Source organism: Bradyrhizobium lablabi, from assembly GCF_900141755.1.
GTDB lineage: Bacteria > Pseudomonadota > Alphaproteobacteria > Rhizobiales > Xanthobacteraceae > Bradyrhizobium > Bradyrhizobium lablabi_A.
On the sequence record NZ_LT670844.1, the window covers coordinates 5,532,506 to 5,547,562 of the forward strand.

General features: G+C 63.6%; 13 protein-coding genes, 1 pseudogene and 1 riboswitch. Of the genes and pseudogenes, 11 read left to right on the top strand and 3 right to left on the bottom strand.

Annotation, left to right across the window (positions count from 1 at the left end; translation table 11 throughout):
• Positions 1–156: 156 nt before the first annotated feature.
• The 3 genes and pseudogenes from hisS to B5526_RS25870 all read left to right on the top strand — a co-directional run.
• A pseudogene (hisS, locus tag B5526_RS25860) lies at positions 157–1,542 on the top strand (histidine--tRNA ligase); the annotation flags it as partial.
• A gap of 327 nt (positions 1,543–1,869) precedes the next feature.
• Positions 1,870–2,073 carry a tautomerase family protein gene (locus B5526_RS25865; protein ID WP_079542667.1) on the top strand — a complete coding sequence of 68 codons (204 nt, stop codon included), beginning with the start codon at positions 1,870–1,872 and terminating at the stop codon, positions 2,071–2,073.
• 117 nt (positions 2,074–2,190) lie between these two features.
• A complete protein-coding gene (locus B5526_RS25870; protein ID WP_079545361.1) occupies positions 2,191–2,586 on the top strand; it encodes a thioesterase family protein in 396 nt (131 codons plus the stop codon).
• Positions 2,587–2,751: 165 nt separating this feature from the next.
• Here B5526_RS25870 and proC read toward each other — a convergent pair whose 3' ends face one another.
• Both proC and B5526_RS25880 read right to left on the bottom strand, forming a co-directional pair.
• Complete coding sequence (gene proC / locus B5526_RS25875) at positions 2,752–3,579, bottom strand: pyrroline-5-carboxylate reductase (RefSeq protein ID WP_079542668.1); 828 nt, start codon at positions 3,577–3,579, stop codon at positions 2,752–2,754.
• A 215-nt stretch (positions 3,580–3,794) separates the two neighbouring features.
• Complete coding sequence (locus B5526_RS25880; RefSeq protein WP_079542669.1) at positions 3,795–4,295, bottom strand: YbjN domain-containing protein; 501 nt, start codon at positions 4,293–4,295, stop codon at positions 3,795–3,797.
• Positions 4,296–4,732: 437 nt separating this feature from the next.
• A riboswitch (FMN riboswitch) is annotated at positions 4,733–4,891 on the top strand.
• 70 nt (positions 4,892–4,961) lie between these two features.
• On the opposite strand from B5526_RS25880, the gene B5526_RS25885 reads away from it, so the two are divergent.
• From B5526_RS25885 to B5526_RS25920, 8 genes are all read left to right on the top strand, one after another.
• Entirely contained in the window at positions 4,962–5,531 is a 570-nt protein-coding gene (locus tag B5526_RS25885; protein ID WP_079542670.1) for a 6,7-dimethyl-8-ribityllumazine synthase, read from the top strand.
• 381 nt (positions 5,532–5,912) lie between these two features.
• Positions 5,913–7,115, top strand: a complete 1,203-nt coding sequence (locus tag B5526_RS25890; RefSeq protein WP_079542671.1) for an MHYT domain-containing protein — start codon at positions 5,913–5,915, stop codon at positions 7,113–7,115.
• 336 nt (positions 7,116–7,451) lie between these two features.
• Positions 7,452–8,315, top strand: coding sequence for an FAD binding domain-containing protein (locus B5526_RS25895; RefSeq protein ID WP_079542672.1), 864 nt, complete (start codon positions 7,452–7,454; stop codon positions 8,313–8,315).
• A 15-nt stretch (positions 8,316–8,330) separates the two neighbouring features.
• Entirely contained in the window at positions 8,331–8,831 is a 501-nt protein-coding gene (locus B5526_RS25900; RefSeq protein WP_079542673.1) for a (2Fe-2S)-binding protein, read from the top strand.
• On the top strand, positions 8,828–11,251 hold the full coding sequence (locus tag B5526_RS25905) for an aerobic carbon-monoxide dehydrogenase large subunit (RefSeq protein ID WP_079542674.1): 2,424 nt from the start codon (positions 8,828–8,830) through the stop codon (positions 11,249–11,251). The genes B5526_RS25900 and B5526_RS25905 overlap by 4 nt, the downstream gene beginning before the upstream one ends.
• A 177-nt stretch (positions 11,252–11,428) precedes the next feature.
• Positions 11,429–12,301: an AAA family ATPase gene (locus tag B5526_RS25910; RefSeq protein WP_079542675.1), complete on the top strand. Its 873-nt coding sequence runs from the start codon at positions 11,429–11,431 to the stop codon at positions 12,299–12,301.
• Positions 12,298–13,506, top strand: coding sequence for a vWA domain-containing protein (locus B5526_RS25915; protein ID WP_079542676.1), 1,209 nt, complete (start codon positions 12,298–12,300; stop codon positions 13,504–13,506). Before B5526_RS25910 ends, B5526_RS25915 begins: the two co-directional genes overlap by 4 nt.
• Before the next feature lie 211 nt (positions 13,507–13,717).
• Positions 13,718–14,542, top strand: a complete 825-nt coding sequence (locus B5526_RS25920) for an XdhC family protein (protein WP_079542677.1) — start codon at positions 13,718–13,720, stop codon at positions 14,540–14,542.
• 124 nt (positions 14,543–14,666) lie between these two features.
• Here the strand turns inward: B5526_RS25920 and B5526_RS25925 are convergent, their stop codons facing one another.
• Positions 14,667–15,047, bottom strand: a complete 381-nt coding sequence (locus tag B5526_RS25925) for a winged helix-turn-helix transcriptional regulator (protein WP_244562060.1) — start codon at positions 15,045–15,047, stop codon at positions 14,667–14,669.
• Between the last annotated feature and the right edge of the window lie 10 nt (positions 15,048–15,057).

Sequence of the window (15,057 nt, forward strand, 5' to 3'; positions counted from 1 at the left end):
TCCGCGAACAGTGAAGTCGCAACAGGCATCGTGCCATGCCCCTCACCCGAAATTCGAGCGATGCTCGAATTTCGACCTCTCCCCGCAAAAGAGCGGGGCGAGGTTTAAGAAGGCACCGGTTGCCGCCTTCGCCATGCGCTGGTACCAACGCCGGCCATGGCCGAGAAACCCAAAAAGCCGCAAAAGCTAAAGGCCCGCCTGCCGCGCGGGCTGGAAGACCGTGGTCCCGCCGCGATCGCGGCCACGCGCCAGATGGTGGAGAAAATCCGCGAAGTCTATGAGCGCTACGGCTTCGAGCCGGTCGAAACCCCGGCCATGGAATTCACCGACGCATTGGGAAAATTCCTGCCGGATCAGGACCGGCCAAATGAGGGCGTGTTCTCGTTCCAGGACGATGACGAGCAGTGGATTTCGCTGCGCTACGACTTGACCGCGCCCTTGGCGCGCTATGTCGCGGAAAATTTTGATCACCTGCCAAAACCGTACCGCAGCTACCGCGCCGGCTATGTCTATCGCAACGAGAAGCCGGGCCCGGGGCGTTTTCGGCAATTCATGCAGTTCGACGCGGATACGGTGGGGAGTGCCTCGCCCGCTGCCGATGCCGAGATGTGCATGATGGCGGCGGACACGATGGAGGAGTTGGGCATTAAGCGCGGCCAGTATGTGGTGAAGGTGAATAACCGCAAGGTGCTCGATGGGGTCAGAGATGCCATCGGCATTGCCGATGATGGTCAATGGCTGACCGTGATGCGTGCGATCGACAAGCTCGATCGGCTTGGCATATCGGGTGTGCAGCAATTGCTCGGTGAAGGCCGCAAGGATGAGTCTGGAGATTTTACGAAAGGCGCTAGCCTGAAGCCGGATGACATTGCTCTGGTGATAGGTGCGATCGAACCGGGAGCCGAGGTCGACGCGCGGCTACGCGACAGCAAGATCGGTCAGGAGGGTCGTGCGGAGCTGGAAGAAATCGGCAGGCTGGTTGCTGCGTCCGGCTATGGCGCGGACCAAATCCGCATCGATCCGTCGGTCGTCCGCGGCCTCGAATATTACACTGGCCCAGTCTTCGAAACAGAACTCCTGCTCGACACCAAAGACGAAAAAGGCCGTCCCGTCCGTTTCGGCTCGGTCGGCGGCGGTGGCCGTTATGACGGCCTGGTCTCGCGCTTCCGCGGCGAGCCGGTGCCGGCGACTGGTTTCTCCATCGGCGTGTCGCGGCTGCAGGCCGCGCTCACGATGCTGGGCAAGCTCGATACCACACCGGAATTTGGCCCCGTGGTCGTCACCGTGTTTGACCGAGATCGTGTTGCCGATTACCAGAAGATGGTCGCGGCGTTGCGTAATGCAAAAATCCGCGCCGAGCTTTATCTCGGCAACCCGAAGAACATGGGCAACCAGCTCAAATATGCCGACCGGCGCAACTCGCCCTGCGTGATCATTCAGGGCAGTGACGAAAAAGACGATCCCGCAGGTCCGCAGGTTCTATTGAAGGATCTGATTCTTGGCGCCGAACTCGCAAAGCTCGAAAAAGACCGCGACGAATATCTACAGAAGCAGGGTGAGGCCCAGATCAAGGTGCCGCAGGCTGCTTTGGTCGACGAAGTCCGCAAGATTCTTGATAAGCACGGGGTGAGGTGGCATTGACCGTCATGCCCGCCAACGGGTCGGCCGAATGGCCGCCCGATGACAGGCTCCGGCGGGCATCCAGTACGCCGTGACGTCAAATTGAACGGAAGCAGCGCGGAGTACTGGATCATCCGCTTTCGCGGATGATGACATCAGTGCAAGATGTGGCGTCTGCGCCTCATGGCGAGATGTGGAATACCCTCGTCAGGGGGTGGTGTCCGTAGCAAGAGCAATGGGAGTGACAAAATGCCTGAAATTACCGTGAGCATGGCCGCCGGCCGCACCGACGAGCAGAAGGCCGGCATGATGCGCGACATCACCCAAGCGCTGGTGAAGAATCTCGGCGTCGATGCCGACGCGGTCGTGATCCAGATCAACGAAGCGCCACTTTCGCACAAGATGAAGGGCGGCAAGACCTTCGTGGAGCGCGCCGCGGCGGCGAAGAAGTAGCGCGCTGCTAACGCTATTAGCCTCGTCATTCCGGGGCGCGCGAAGCGCGAACCCGGAATCTCGAGATTCCGGGTTCGGTCGCTTCGCGCCCGCCCCGGAATGACGGACTGGAATCTCATGGACGCCCGCGACGTCATCAAGATCGGCATGAGCGCCGAGCGCACCCTCGTCGTGCCGCCGGAGCGCACCGTCGGGCATTTTGTCCGGGGCATGCCGATGGTCTATGCGACGCCGATGATGATCCTGGAAATGGAGATGGCGTCGGGGGACGCCATCAACGCGCATCTCGAACCGGGCTGGGTCACGCTCGGCACCGAGGTCGACGTCCGCCACCTCGCCGCGACCCCGGTCGGCACAAAAGTGCGGACCACGGCGCGGGTGATCGCGGTGGAGCGGCGGGTGATCCGTTTCGAGGTCGAAGCCTTCAATGATCAGCGCCGCATCGGCGAGGGCCGTCACGCGCGGGGTCTTGTGAATGTCGAGGCGTTTATGAAGCGGCTGGGGATGGGTTAAAGCCAAGCATTCAGTCCTCATCCTGAGGAGCGGCCCCTTGGCCGCGTCTCGAAGGATGGACGTGCACTCGTGGCCCATCCTTCGAGACGCCGCGCAAGGGCGCGGCTCCTCAGGATGAGGTCGGAGGTATATTCACGGCCTCTCAGCGTGAGGATCGGAGAAAACCTACTTCGCCAGTTCCTTCGATCGCCGCGTCGCTGCGGCGACCGCGCGGATCATCAGCGATGCCATTCCGTCAGGCCCCATCAGCACCTCGAGCGCCGCGGCGGTGGTGCCGCCGGGCGAGGTGACGTTCTGGCGCAGCGTCGCGGACGGCGCGTCCGAGCGATGCAGCAATTCGCCGGAGCCGGCCACCGTTTCGCGCGCGAGTTTGGTGGCAAGCTCTTGTGGCAGCCCGGCCTCGACGCCGGCGCGCGCCAGTTCCTCGGCGAGCAGGAAGACATAGGCAGGTCCCGAACCGGACACCGCCGTCACCGCATCCATCAAGCTTTCGTCGTCGACCCATTCGACCGATCCGGTGGCGCGCAACAGCGCATCCGCGACCGCGCGCTGATCGGCGCTGACACTGTTCGCCGCCACCGCGACCGTGATGCCGCGGCCGATCGCCGCCGGCGTGTTGGGCATCGCGCGCACCACGCTGCCGCCGCAGACGTCGGCGATCGATGCGATGGTGGTGCCCGCCATGATCGAGACCACCAGCGTGTCCGGCCCGACAAATAATTTCAGCGCGCCGCCGGCTTCGCGAAAACTCTGCGGCTTTAGCGCGATCACCAGCGTCGCGACCGCGCCGATATCCTTCGCCGCCGGATTGAGCCGAATACCCTTTGTCGCGAGCGCGCTGATCTCACTGGACGGCTGCGGCTCCAGCACCGCGACATGCCTTGCATCGAGACCCCGCGCCAGCCAGCCCGTCAGCATCGCGCCCCCCATCTTCCCCGCGCCGGCGAGGAGGATGGGACCTTTGAGATGTGCGAGCGGTGGTGCGTCGTTCATTGCGATATCCTAATGCGCTGCCGCCAATAACATAGCTCGTCATGGCCGGGCTTGTCCCGGCCATCCACGTCTTACTTCATCGCCGGAAGCACAGACGTGGATGCCCGGGCATAGGCGAGCGGAAGCGACGCCGTCCTTCGGACGGCTATGCCGGGCATGACGGTGGAGAGATCGGTTGTCGTTCGCTCAGGCTGTGGGCGCAGAAAAAAGCGCCCCTAGGCCTCGCCCTCGGTATCGAACATCGCCGCGGTCATGGCCTCCTGCGCACTCTTTCCCGCCCAGACCACGAACTGGAATGCCGGATAATAGCGCTCGCAGGCGTGGATGGCGCCGACCAGCATGCTCTCGCATTGCGCGGTCGAGGCGGTCAGCCCACCCGGCAGCACCAGCGCCTGCCGGTACATGATCATGCCGGTATGGGTCCAGATGTCGAAATGCCCGACCCACAATTGCTCGTTGATCGCGGCGACCAGCCGCTGCACCTCGCCCCTTCGGGCTGCGGGAACCTTCATGTCGAAGGCGCAGGCCAGATGCAGCGCTTCGATCTCGGTCATCCAGGTGAAGGACAATTGGTAATCGGTCCAGTCGCCCTTGGAGACGATCGTCACTTCGTCCTCGCCGGAGCGTTCGAACGACCAGTTGTTGTTGGCCGCGATATCCTCGACCACCGCCAAGGGATTGTTCCGGGAATCGATTATGCCTTCGAGGAGGGACATGCCGTCTCGACCCTTGTTCTTAGATTTGTTGAACCTCAACGCAAGCCCGCCAACACGCTGCTCGTCCGAAGCGTCGCTGCCGGCTGCACTCCCGAGAAGGCCCTGAGCTTGTTCGAGGTCGGGGCCTATCGAGGATCAACTGATGTGATTTGCGGAATCCGCGCAACCGGGGGCGGAGTCCATCCACAGGCAAAGCGCTGCCCGTCCACAGCTCTTCGCGCGTCATAATCGTTAATATCGGAACAAACCGGAATCAGATTCGTGTCCCGCGAGTCCACCGTGCGGAATTCGCCTCCAGCGGCATGCCCAATCGCCTATTTGCCGCCTCGAGCGTGGCCCTTCTGGCATGGGGAACATGCAGATTCCCGATGCGGCGGGCCTTGCTGACAGCGCCGCGGTTCGCCATAATTCGCCTCAGGCCGCTCATACCGGGCGGCCGATGTTCTCAGGGCGGGGTGAAAGTCCCCACCGGCGGTAAGGGTTAAACAAGACCCAAGCCCGCGAGCGCCTTGTTCCCTCCTTTTGGGGAAAAAGGGTCAGCAGATTCGGTGCGATTCCGAAGCCGACGGTTAAAGTCCGGATGAAAGAGAACGGTCGCGACAGCCGCTATTACCGCGCGGCTTGTTGTTCCGTATGCCCTGATTCTGGTCCTGAAAGAGGAAAGCCATGAATCAGATGTTGCAAGAATCCGAAGTAAATTCTTCCCAAGTAAAAGCCGCTCCCGAAACCATCGATCCGCCGCCGACGCCTTCGCATCCGCGATTTGCAAAACCGCAGCGGGTCGCGTTCGTGCAATCCTCCTGGCATCGCGAGGTGGTCGAGCAGTGCCGCATCGCCTTCCTCGACGAGATCGAGGCGCGGCATATCGATCGCGCGCGCGTCGATCTGTTCGAGGTGCCGGGCTCGTTCGAGATCCCGCTGCACGCGCAACTGCTCGCCAAGACGCGGCGCTACACCGCGATCGTCGCGGCCGGCCTCGTGGTCGATGGCGGCATCTACCGCCATGAGTTCGTCGCCGACACCGTGATCAAGGCGCTGATGGATGTGCAGTTGCGCACCGAGGTGCCGGTATTTTCAGCGGTGCTGACGCCGCAACAGTTCCACGAGAGCTCGGCGCATGTCGAGTTCTTCCGCAAGCACTTTGCCACCAAGGGCATCGAGGTCGCGGAAGCCTGCGCCAACACGCTGCTCAGCCTGGAACGGCTGCGCGGCCAGGTCGCCGCGGGGATCGTGTAGAAGCGCGGCGCGAGCGGCGCGCGTGAACTTACCCCCTCTCCCGCGCTTGCGGGGGAGGGTTGGGGTGGGGGCTCTCTCCGCACAGGGACTATCGAGACGTGCGAAGCAACGACGTGATTGCGTCGGTTAGTCAACGCACCTGCATCAACAGTCGGCGCTCGCGGAGACAGCCCCCACCCCAGCCCTCCCCCGCAAGAGCGGGAGAGGGAGCGCACGGCGACTCGCGTTGTGATCGTGCGCCCACTTCTCCATATGAGCGGCCCGAGGCGATGCTCGGCAGCGGAAGCTCGCCGGACAGCTGATTGTCATTTCCGCCGCCGCGCCTATAAACTCACGCGTGGGAGGAGGCTTTGCCCGTGGAGACGGGCGGCCGAGACGATCATGTTCGAAGGACACGATCCCTATCTCGTCGCGCTCTCGGTGGTGATCGCGATCCTGGGAGGTTACACCGGTTTTGGGCTCGCGGCGCGCATCCGCGGGACGCCGGGCGTGAGCCATCGCGTGTTGCTGGCAGGCGCGGCCGGCTTCCTCGCGATCGGCATCTGGACCATGCATTTTGTCGGCATGCTGGCGGCGCCGATCCCGGCCGATACCGTCTATCTCGTGCTTCCGACCATGGTCTCGTTCCTGATCTGCGCGCTGGTGGTTGGCGTCTCGCTGTTCTTCCTCAGCATCGGCGAGCCGTCGCAGCGCCGCGTGGTATCGTCGGCGGTGCTGCTGGGGGCCGGGATCGTCAGCATGCATTATGTCGGCATCCATGGTCTGGCCGGCAATTTTGCCATTGTGCACGACACCCCGATGATCCTGCTGGCGGTCCTGATCGCGATCATCACCGCCTATGGCGGCTTGCGCGCGTTCCTCGCCCGGCAGGACGGGGTGCGCCTGATCGCGATTTCGATCGCGTTTGGGGTTGCGGTGTCGGGCATGCATTACACCGCGATGTACGGCATGCATTTTGTCCCGCTGTCAGACGCCGCCGCGCATCACTATACGAGCGGGCTCGCCGCGTCGCAGCAAATCCTCTCGGTGGTGGTGGCCGTGCTTTGTTTTGTGATCGCGGCCGGTTTTCTGCTGTCGCTGGTGCCGGATCCGCGCCGGCAGACGGCGACAGCACAAGCGGTCGAACCCGTTGCGCCAGCTTCTGTTGCCGCCATTTCGCCGGAAGCGGCTGCCGCGCCGTTTCCGCGGCTGATGGCGGCGCCACTCGGCGGGCTCGGCCAGCCGCCGCGCGCCGCACCCGTGCCGCGGCTTCCGGTCGAGGGCGCCGACGGCACACATTTCATCGATACCGCCGATATCCGAAGCGTCCGGGCAGATGCACACTATACCAGGGTCCATGACGGCACCCGCGAGCGGATGTGTCCGTGGTCGATTTCGGAAGCCGAAGCCCAGCTCGATCCCGGCCTGTTCGTCCGGGTTCACCGCAGCCATATCGTCGCAATGGCGCATGTGACATTCGTGCGCAAGGAAGGCGACGGCGCCGTGATCGAGCTCGACGGCCCCTCGCCGCATCGCGTTCCCGTCAGCCGCGCCAAGATCGCCGAGGTCAAGGCGCGCTTGGGGCTTGCCCGGCGCCACGCTTAAGGCTGGCGCTCGGTTCACCTCGCCCCGCCTGCGGGGAGAGGTCGAAATTCTCGCATCGCGAGAATTTCGGGTGAGGGGGACTCACCGCGGGGACTTCGTCTTGAGAATTTGCGGAAGCAGCCCCTCACCCCAACCCTCTCCCCGCGAAGAGCGGGGCGAGGGAGCCCTGCGTCTCAATTAGGTCGCGCGGGCTGACGCATTTCGTGCGCACTAGCCCGTATTTCGTGCGAATTCTCTCGCCTCGTGACGCAGCCTCTGCCGCCGTCTTGCCCGCGCAAAATTCCGGGAAGAGCCTCCACGCAACGTCTGAAATCAAGAAGACGCAAGGAGGAGACGATGATTCCTGGCCCGTTCAGCTATCACCGGCCGGCGACGCTGGCCGATGCGGTCAAACTGCTGGCGTCGCTCGGCGACGAGGCCCGTCCGCTGGCCGGCGGCCACAGCCTGGTGCCGATGATGAAGCTCCGGCTCGCGACCCCCGAACATCTGGTCGATCTGCACGGCATCGCCGGGCTGAAAGGCATCCGCCGCGAGGGTAACCGCATCGTGATCGGCGCGATGACCACCCAGCACGAATTGCTGGCTTCGGACGAGATCGCCAAATCGCTGCCGATCCTGCATGAGGCGGCCGTCCTGATTGCCGATCCGCAGGTGCGCTACCGCGGCACCATCGGCGGCAATGTCGCCAATGGCGATCCCGGCAACGACATGCCGGCGCTGATGCTGACGCTCGGCGCCAGCTACGCCCTGGAAGGCGCGTCCGGCGCGCGCGTGGTCGCGGCAAGCGAATTTTATCAGGGCGCCTATTTCACCGCGCTCGAGCCCGGCGAAATCCTGACCGCGGTTTCGATTCCTCTGCCGGCCGCCGGCCACGGCTACGCCTACGAAAAGCTAAAACGCAAGGTCGGCGACTACGCCACCGCCGCGGCGGCGGTCGTGCTCACCATGTCCGGCGGCAAGGTCGCATCCTGCGCGATCGGCCTCACCAATCTGCACGAAACGCCGCTGCTCGCCGCTGACGCGGCCAAGGCCGTGATCGGAACCAGTCTCGATGCCGCGACGCTGAAGAAGGCTGCCGCTGCGGCGGAAGCGATCATGTCGCCGGCGGCGGATGCCCGCGGGCCGGTGGAATACCGAAAACATGTCGGCGGCATCATGGTGACGCGGGCGCTCACGCGTGCCGCCGGCCGCACGAGCTGAGAAGGGGAGACAAAAATGGCAAAAACCCATGTGACCATGAAAGTGAACGGCGCCGAGGTCGAAGGCCTGGTCGAACCGCGCACACTGCTGGTGCATTTCCTGCGCGAAAATCTTTCGCTCACCGGCACCCATATCGGCTGCGAGACCACCCATTGCGGTGCCTGCACCGTCGATCTCGACGGCATGTCGGTGAAAAGCTGCACGGTATTTGCCGTGCAAGCCCAGGGCTCCGAAATTCTGACCATCGAAGGCGTCGCCAACGCCGACGGTTCGCTGTCCGCCTTGCAGGAAGGATTTCGCATGATGCACGGGCTGCAATGCGGCTTCTGCACGCCGGGCATGATCGTGCGCGCGCAGCGGCTGCTCAAGGAAAACCCGCGGCCGACGGAGGAAGAAATCCGGATGGGTATCTCCGGCAATATCTGCCGCTGCACCGGTTATCAAAACATCGTCAGGGCGATCCAGTACGCCGCCGACAAGATCAATGGCGTTGAATTCAAGGAGGCCGCGGAATGAACAACTTAACTCCCACGCGGGAACAACGCACCGCCGCCCTCGAAGGTTTGGGGTGCAAACGCAAGCGCGTCGAAGACATCCGCTTCACCCAGGGCAAGGGCAATTATGTCGACGACCTCAAACTGCCGGGCATGCTGCACGGCGATTTTGTCCGCTCGCCGCACGCCCACGCGCGCGTCAAATCGATCAATTCCGAAGAGGCCCTCAAGGTACCCGGCGTATTGGCCGTCATCACCGCCGAGACGCTCAAAACCGTCAACCTCGCCTGGATGCCCACGCTCGCCGGCGACGTGCAGATGGTGCTGGCCGACGGCAAGGTGCTGTTCCAGAACCAGGAAGTCGCCTTCGTGGTCGCCACCGACCGCTATGCGGCCGACGACGGCATCAACAAGGTGGTGGTCGAATACGAGCCGCTGCCGGCGTTGATCGATCCGTTCAAGGCGATGGACAAGGACGCGCCGGTGCTCCGCGAGGATTTGGTCGGCAAGACCACGGGCGCCCACGGCCCGCGCAAGCATCACAACCACATTTTCGAGTGGACGGTCGGCGACAAGGATCTGACCGATGCCGCGTTCAAGAAAGCCGACGTCACGATCAAGGAGATGATCTCCTATCACCGCACCCATCCCTCGCCCCTCGAAACCTGCCAGTGCGTCTGCTCGTTCGACAAGATCAGGGGCGAACTGACGATCTGGGGCACGTTCCAGGCCCCGCATGTGATCCGCACCGTGGTGTCGCTGATCGCCAAACTCCCGGAACAAAAGATCCATGTGATCTCCCCCGACATCGGCGGCGGCTTTGGCAACAAGGTCGGCGCCTATCCCGGCTACATCTGCGCCGCGGTGGCTTCGATCGTCACCGGCAAACCGGTAAAATGGGTCGAGGACCGCATCGAGAACCTGACCGCGACCTCGTTCGCGCGCGATTACCACATGACCACTGAAATCGCCGCGACCAAGGACGGCAAGGTCACGGGGCTTCGGGTGCACGTGCTCGCCGATCACGGCGCGTTCGACGCTTGCGCCGATCCATCAAAATGGCCGGCCGGTTTTTTCAATATCGTCACGGGCTCGTACGACTTCCCGACGGCGCATCTTTCGGTCGACGGCATCTACACCAACAAGGCGCCGGGCGGCGTCGCCTATCGCTGCTCGTTCCGGGTCACGGAGGCGGCTTACTGCATCGAACGCGGCATGGACATTCTGGCCCAAAAGCTCGGCATGGATCCGGCGGAGCTGCGGCTCAAGAACTTCATCAAGGCCGAGCAGTTCCCGTATCACTCGGCACTCGGCTGGGAATATGATTCCGGCGACTATCACACCGCGATGATGAAGATGATGGAGACGGTCAAATATGCCGAGCTCCGGAAAGAGCAGGCGGAAAAGCGCGCGGCGTTCAAGCGCGGCGAGACCCGCGAGATCATGGGCCTCGGCGTGTCGTTCTTCACCGAGATCGTCGGCGCCGGTCCCTCGAAGAACTGCGACATTCTCGGCATCGCCATGTTCGATTCCTGCGAAATCCGCATGCATCCCACAGGCGCGGGCATCGCGCGGATGGGCACCAAGAGCCAGGGCCAGGGCCACGAGACCACCTGGGCCCAGATCATCGCCACCGAAATCGGCATTCCCGCCGACAACATCATGGTCGAGGAGGGCAATACCGATACCGCACCTTACGGGCTCGGAACCTATGGGTCGCGCTCCACTCCGGTAGCGGGCGCCGCGATCGCTATGGCCGCGCGAAAAATCAAGGCCAAGGCGCAGATGATCGCGGCCTACAGGCTCGAGGTGCACGAGGACGACCTCGAATGGGACATCGACGGTTTCCGGGTCAAAGGCCTGCCGGAGAAGACCATGTCGATGAAGGACATCTGCTGGGCGGCTTACAATTCCGTGCCGCCGGGCATGGAGCCGGGGCTCGAGGCGGTGAGCTATTACGATCCGCCCAACATGACCTATCCGTTCGGCGCCTATATCTGCGTGATGGACATCGACGTCGATACCGGCGTCTACAAGGTCAGGCGCTTCTATGCGCTGGACGATTGCGGTACGCGCATCAACCCGATGATCATCGAGGGCCAGGTCCATGGCGGCCTGACCGAAGCGTTCGCGATCGCGATGGGCCAGGAAATCCGTTACGATGAAACCGGCAATGTCGTCACCGGCTCGTTCATGGATTTCTTCATGCCGACCGCGGTCGAGACGCCGCATTGGGAGACCGATTTCACGGTGACGCCGTCGCCGCATCACCCGATCGGCGCCAAGGGCGTCGGCGAAAGCCCGAATGTCGGCGGTGTGCCGGCGTTCTCCAACGCCGTCAACGACGCGTTTTCGTTCTTAGGGTCCACCCACATCCAGATGCCGCATGACTACTGGCGCAACTGGCGGGCGGCGAAAAACCTGGGAGTGTTTGCGGCTTGATGATCTTCTCCCCTCCCTCCACGCGCTCTTGCGCGTGGCGGGGAGGGGTCGGGGGTGGGGGGTGTCTCCGCTTGCTCCTCTGGCAGCGAGTTTGCTGAGCCACCCCCCACCCCCGACCCCTCCCCGCCGCTTCGCGGGGGGAGGGGAGAAGAAGCAGAAAAGGAAAACGTTCTGGCAATGAAAACCCGCGACGAGATCGCGCAAGCGTTGGCTGCCTCCGGCTATATCGCCGACAGCGAACTCGCGACCGCGATCTCGCTGATGCAATTGCTGCGGCGCCCGCTTCTGCTCGAAGGCGAAGCGGGCGTCGGCAAGACGGAAGTGGCAAAAGCGCTGGCGTCAGCGCACGCGACCGAATTGATCCGCCTGCAATGCTATGAAGGGCTCGATCAATCGGCCGCGCTCTATGAATGGAATTACCAGCGGCAACTGCTTTCGATCCAGGCGCATCACGGCGCCGATGCCGAGACAATCGAAGACCGGATCTTTTCGGAAAAATATCTGCTGGAACGGCCGCTGCTCGCCGCGATCCGCCGGGCAAAGCCGCCGGTGCTGCTGATCGACGAGATCGACCGCGCCGACGACGAGTTCGAGGCGTTCTTGTTGGAGCTATTGTCGGATTTCCAGGTCTCGATCCCTGAGCTCGGCACGATCTCGGCGACCACGATCCCGCATGTGGTGCTGACCTCGAACGGCACCCGCGAACTCTCCGACGCGCTGCGCCGCCGCTGTCTCTATCACTATGTCGATTATCCCGACGTCGACCGCGAGGCGCGCATCATCATTGCGCGGATCGATGGCTCGACCGCGTCGCTATCCCTGCAGGTCGCGCGCATGGTCGCTGGTATCCGCAAGGAGGAGCTACGAAAAGTCCCCGGCGTCGCGGAGACGCTGGACTGGGCGGCGGCGCTGGTCGGGATCGGCGTCCGCGATCTGCACGACGCGCCGGAAGTCGTGCACGAGACCCTGATGTGCCTGCTCAAGACCCATGAGGACAAGTCACGCGTGACGCGCGAAGTGACGCAACGGTTATTGGGGGAGGTCGCATGAGCTGCTGCGGCAATAGTCCCGGATATCAAGAGATCGACGAGGTGTCGCGCCTTGTCTCGACAAGGCTTGCGGCGTTTTTGAAGACGTTGCGCGGAAGCGGCTTTGCCGTGGGCCTGCAGGAGGGACAGGACGCGGCCTCCTTGATGGCGGCGGGTTATGCCGAAAAGCCGGGCCTTTTACGTTCCGCATTCAAGCATCTGTTCTCGGCGCGGAAATCCGACTGGGAAAAGTTCGACGGGCTGTTCGACGCGTTCTGGCTCGGCAAGCGCGTAAAATCGCGGTCGATGACCATGGGCTCGGCCAAGGCAGCCAACAGCCCGTCGCTGAAGACCTTGCAGGACAAACGGTCCGAGCGAACCGGGGACGAAGCTGCAACCGATCAGGTTCCCTCAACCGACGACGCGCCGGAGGGGCGCGCCGGCGAAGGCCGCATGGAGGGCGCCTCGCGTGCGGAAAATCTTGGCGAGATCGATTTCCGCAACATGGCCGATCCCGACCAGATCGAGCAGGCCCATGCCGTCGCGGCGCAACTGGCGAAAACCATGCGCACGCGGCTGACCCGGCGCGATCTGGCGCGCCGCCGCGGTTACCGGCTCGATCTGCGGCGGACGATCCACGGCAATATCAGCCATGGCGGCGTGCCGATCTGTCTGGTGAAACGCCAGCGCAAGGAAAAGCCGCTGCGGCTCGTGATGCTGCTCGACGCCTCCGGATCGATGAGCATGTACACCGGCGTGTTTTTGCGCTTCATCCACGGCGTGCTCGATGAGTTTCGCGAGGCCGAGGCGTTCCTGTTTCACACCCGCCTCGCTTACGTCTCCGACGCGATGAAGGAAAGGGATGCGGTTCGCGCGCTCGATCGCCTGTCGATCATGGCGCAAGGCGCCGGCGGCGGCACCAAAATCGGCGAGAGCCTGCAGACCTTCAACCGCTGGCATGCGGCGCGCGTAATCCATTCGCGCACCTGCGTGATGATCGTCTCCGACGGCTACGAGACCGGCGATGCCGCGCTGCTCGGCCGCGAGATGGCGGCACTGGCAAAACGCTGCCGCCGTATCGTCTGGCTCAATCCGATGCTGGCGTGGCAGGGTTATGCGCCGGAGGCCGCCGGCATCAAGGCCGCGCTGCCGTATGTCGACCTCTACGCGCCCGCCAACACGCTGAAAAGCCTGACCGAGCTTGAACCGTATCTGGCGAAGCTGTGAAGATGGACGGGATGAGATTGGATGGAATTTGTAGCGGCGACGGAAGTGCGCTCCCTCTCCCGCTTGCGGGGGAGGGCTGGGGTGGGGGTGCTTCCGCAAAACGCACTGGTCGAGGGGATAGATTTCCCCCACCCGCCGCTTTCTTGCGAGCGCGTCGACCTCCCCCGCAAGCGGGAGAGGTGGAGTGAATCCGTCTGAAGGAGCGCCCCCCATGACAAAGCATGTCGAAGTGATGGAGCTGGTGGCGCAGCTCAAGGCCGCCGAGGAAGCTTTTGTGCTCGCGACCGTGGTGCGCACGGTGTCGGTGACCGCCGCCAAAGCCGGCGCGAAGGCGATCATCCGCCCCGACGGCCGCATCGTCGCGGGATGGATCGGCGGCGGCTGCGCCCGCGGCGCGGTGCTCAAAGCCGCGCGCGACGCGCTCGCCGACGGCGAGCCGCGCATGGTGTCGGTGCAGCCGGAAAATCTCTTGGCCGAGCTCGGCGTCAAGCCCGGCGAGAACCGCGACGGCGTGCGCTTTGCGGAGAACATGTGCCCGAGCAAGGGCACCATGGACGTGTTCGTCGAGCCGGTGCTGCCGCATCCTTCCCTGGTCATCCTCGGCGTCAGCCCGGTGGCACTGTCGCTTGCAACGCAAGCGCGGCAGCTCGGCTATCACGTCACGATCGCAGCACCGGCCGCTGATCTGACCGACACGCCCGACGCCGACATGCTGATCGACGGCTATGCGCTCATAAAACTCCACGAAGCGCGCCGCTTCATCGTGGTTTCGACCCAAGGCAAGGGCGACGAGGCCGCGCTTCGGACGGCCGTCGCAACGGACGCCGCCTATCACGCCTTCGTCGGCAGCCGCCGCAAGATGGCGGCGCTGCGCGAAAAACTGATCGCGGAAGGCGTCGACGCGTCGGCGCTCGATCGCGTCAAGGCCCCCGCCGGCCTCGACCTCGGCGCGATCACGCCGGAAGAGATCGCAATGTCGATCCTGGCGGAGATCACGGTGGAGCGGAGAAGGGGGCAGCGGAGGGCCGCAAAATAATAACCGCTGTCATTGCGAAGAGCCACCGGGTCGCGCGGAGGGGACCGTAGCAAACGTAGCCCGGATGAGCGGAGCGACATCCGGGAATCCCGCATATCGCTGCGCTCATGCGGGCTACTTGCCTCTATGCTGCCTGCCGCCGCTCGCGCGCTTTGCGGCGCGCCATCACCGCTTCAACGTCCCTCGAATGCCTGGTTCCCCACTCGCAGAGAGGAGCCAGCGCCTTGCCTAAGGTTTTTCCAAAGGCCGTCTGGGAATATTCGACCTTGGGCGGAATCTCCCCGTAATCGACACGCGCGATAATCCCATCCGCCTGCAATTCCTTGAGCTGCTGGATCAGGACTTTATCACTGACGCCCCCGATGGCCCGTCTCAACTCGCCGTAACGACGGGTGCCATGGGCCAGATGGTAGAGGATCAACGGCTTCCATTTGCCTCCGAGCACGACCAGGGCAGCGTCCAGGCCGCAGGTAAAGGTAGGCTTTTTCATCTCGATGCGATCCATAAAGTTTGGC

Bases quoted from the DNA above. Each gene is read 5' to 3' on its own strand.
- B5526_RS25890 (WP_079542671.1), top strand. From the start codon at position 5,913: ATGTTCGAAGGACACGATCCCTATCTCGTCGCGCTCTCGGTGGTGATC.
- B5526_RS25915 (WP_079542676.1), top strand. From the start codon at position 12,298: ATGAGCTGCTGCGGCAATAGTCCCGGATATCAAGAGATCGACGAGGTG.
- B5526_RS25905 (WP_079542674.1), top strand. From the start codon at position 8,828: ATGAACAACTTAACTCCCACGCGGGAACAACGCACCGCCGCCCTCGAA.
- B5526_RS25885 (WP_079542670.1), top strand. From the start codon at position 4,962: ATGAATCAGATGTTGCAAGAATCCGAAGTAAATTCTTCCCAAGTAAAA.
- proC (WP_079542668.1), bottom strand. From the start codon at position 3,579: ATGAACGACGCACCACCGCTCGCACATCTCAAAGGTCCCATCCTCCTC.
- B5526_RS25925 (WP_244562060.1), bottom strand. From the start codon at position 15,047: ATGGATCGCATCGAGATGAAAAAGCCTACCTTTACCTGCGGCCTGGAC.
- B5526_RS25900 (WP_079542673.1), top strand. From the start codon at position 8,331: ATGGCAAAAACCCATGTGACCATGAAAGTGAACGGCGCCGAGGTCGAA.
- B5526_RS25910 (WP_079542675.1), top strand. From the start codon at position 11,429: ATGAAAACCCGCGACGAGATCGCGCAAGCGTTGGCTGCCTCCGGCTAT.
- B5526_RS25920 (WP_079542677.1), top strand. From the start codon at position 13,718: ATGACAAAGCATGTCGAAGTGATGGAGCTGGTGGCGCAGCTCAAGGCC.
- B5526_RS25895 (WP_079542672.1), top strand. From the start codon at position 7,452: ATGATTCCTGGCCCGTTCAGCTATCACCGGCCGGCGACGCTGGCCGAT.
- B5526_RS25880 (WP_079542669.1), bottom strand. From the start codon at position 4,295: ATGTCCCTCCTCGAAGGCATAATCGATTCCCGGAACAATCCCTTGGCG.
- B5526_RS25865 (WP_079542667.1), top strand. From the start codon at position 1,870: ATGCCTGAAATTACCGTGAGCATGGCCGCCGGCCGCACCGACGAGCAG.
- B5526_RS25870 (WP_079545361.1), top strand. From the start codon at position 2,191: ATGGACGCCCGCGACGTCATCAAGATCGGCATGAGCGCCGAGCGCACC.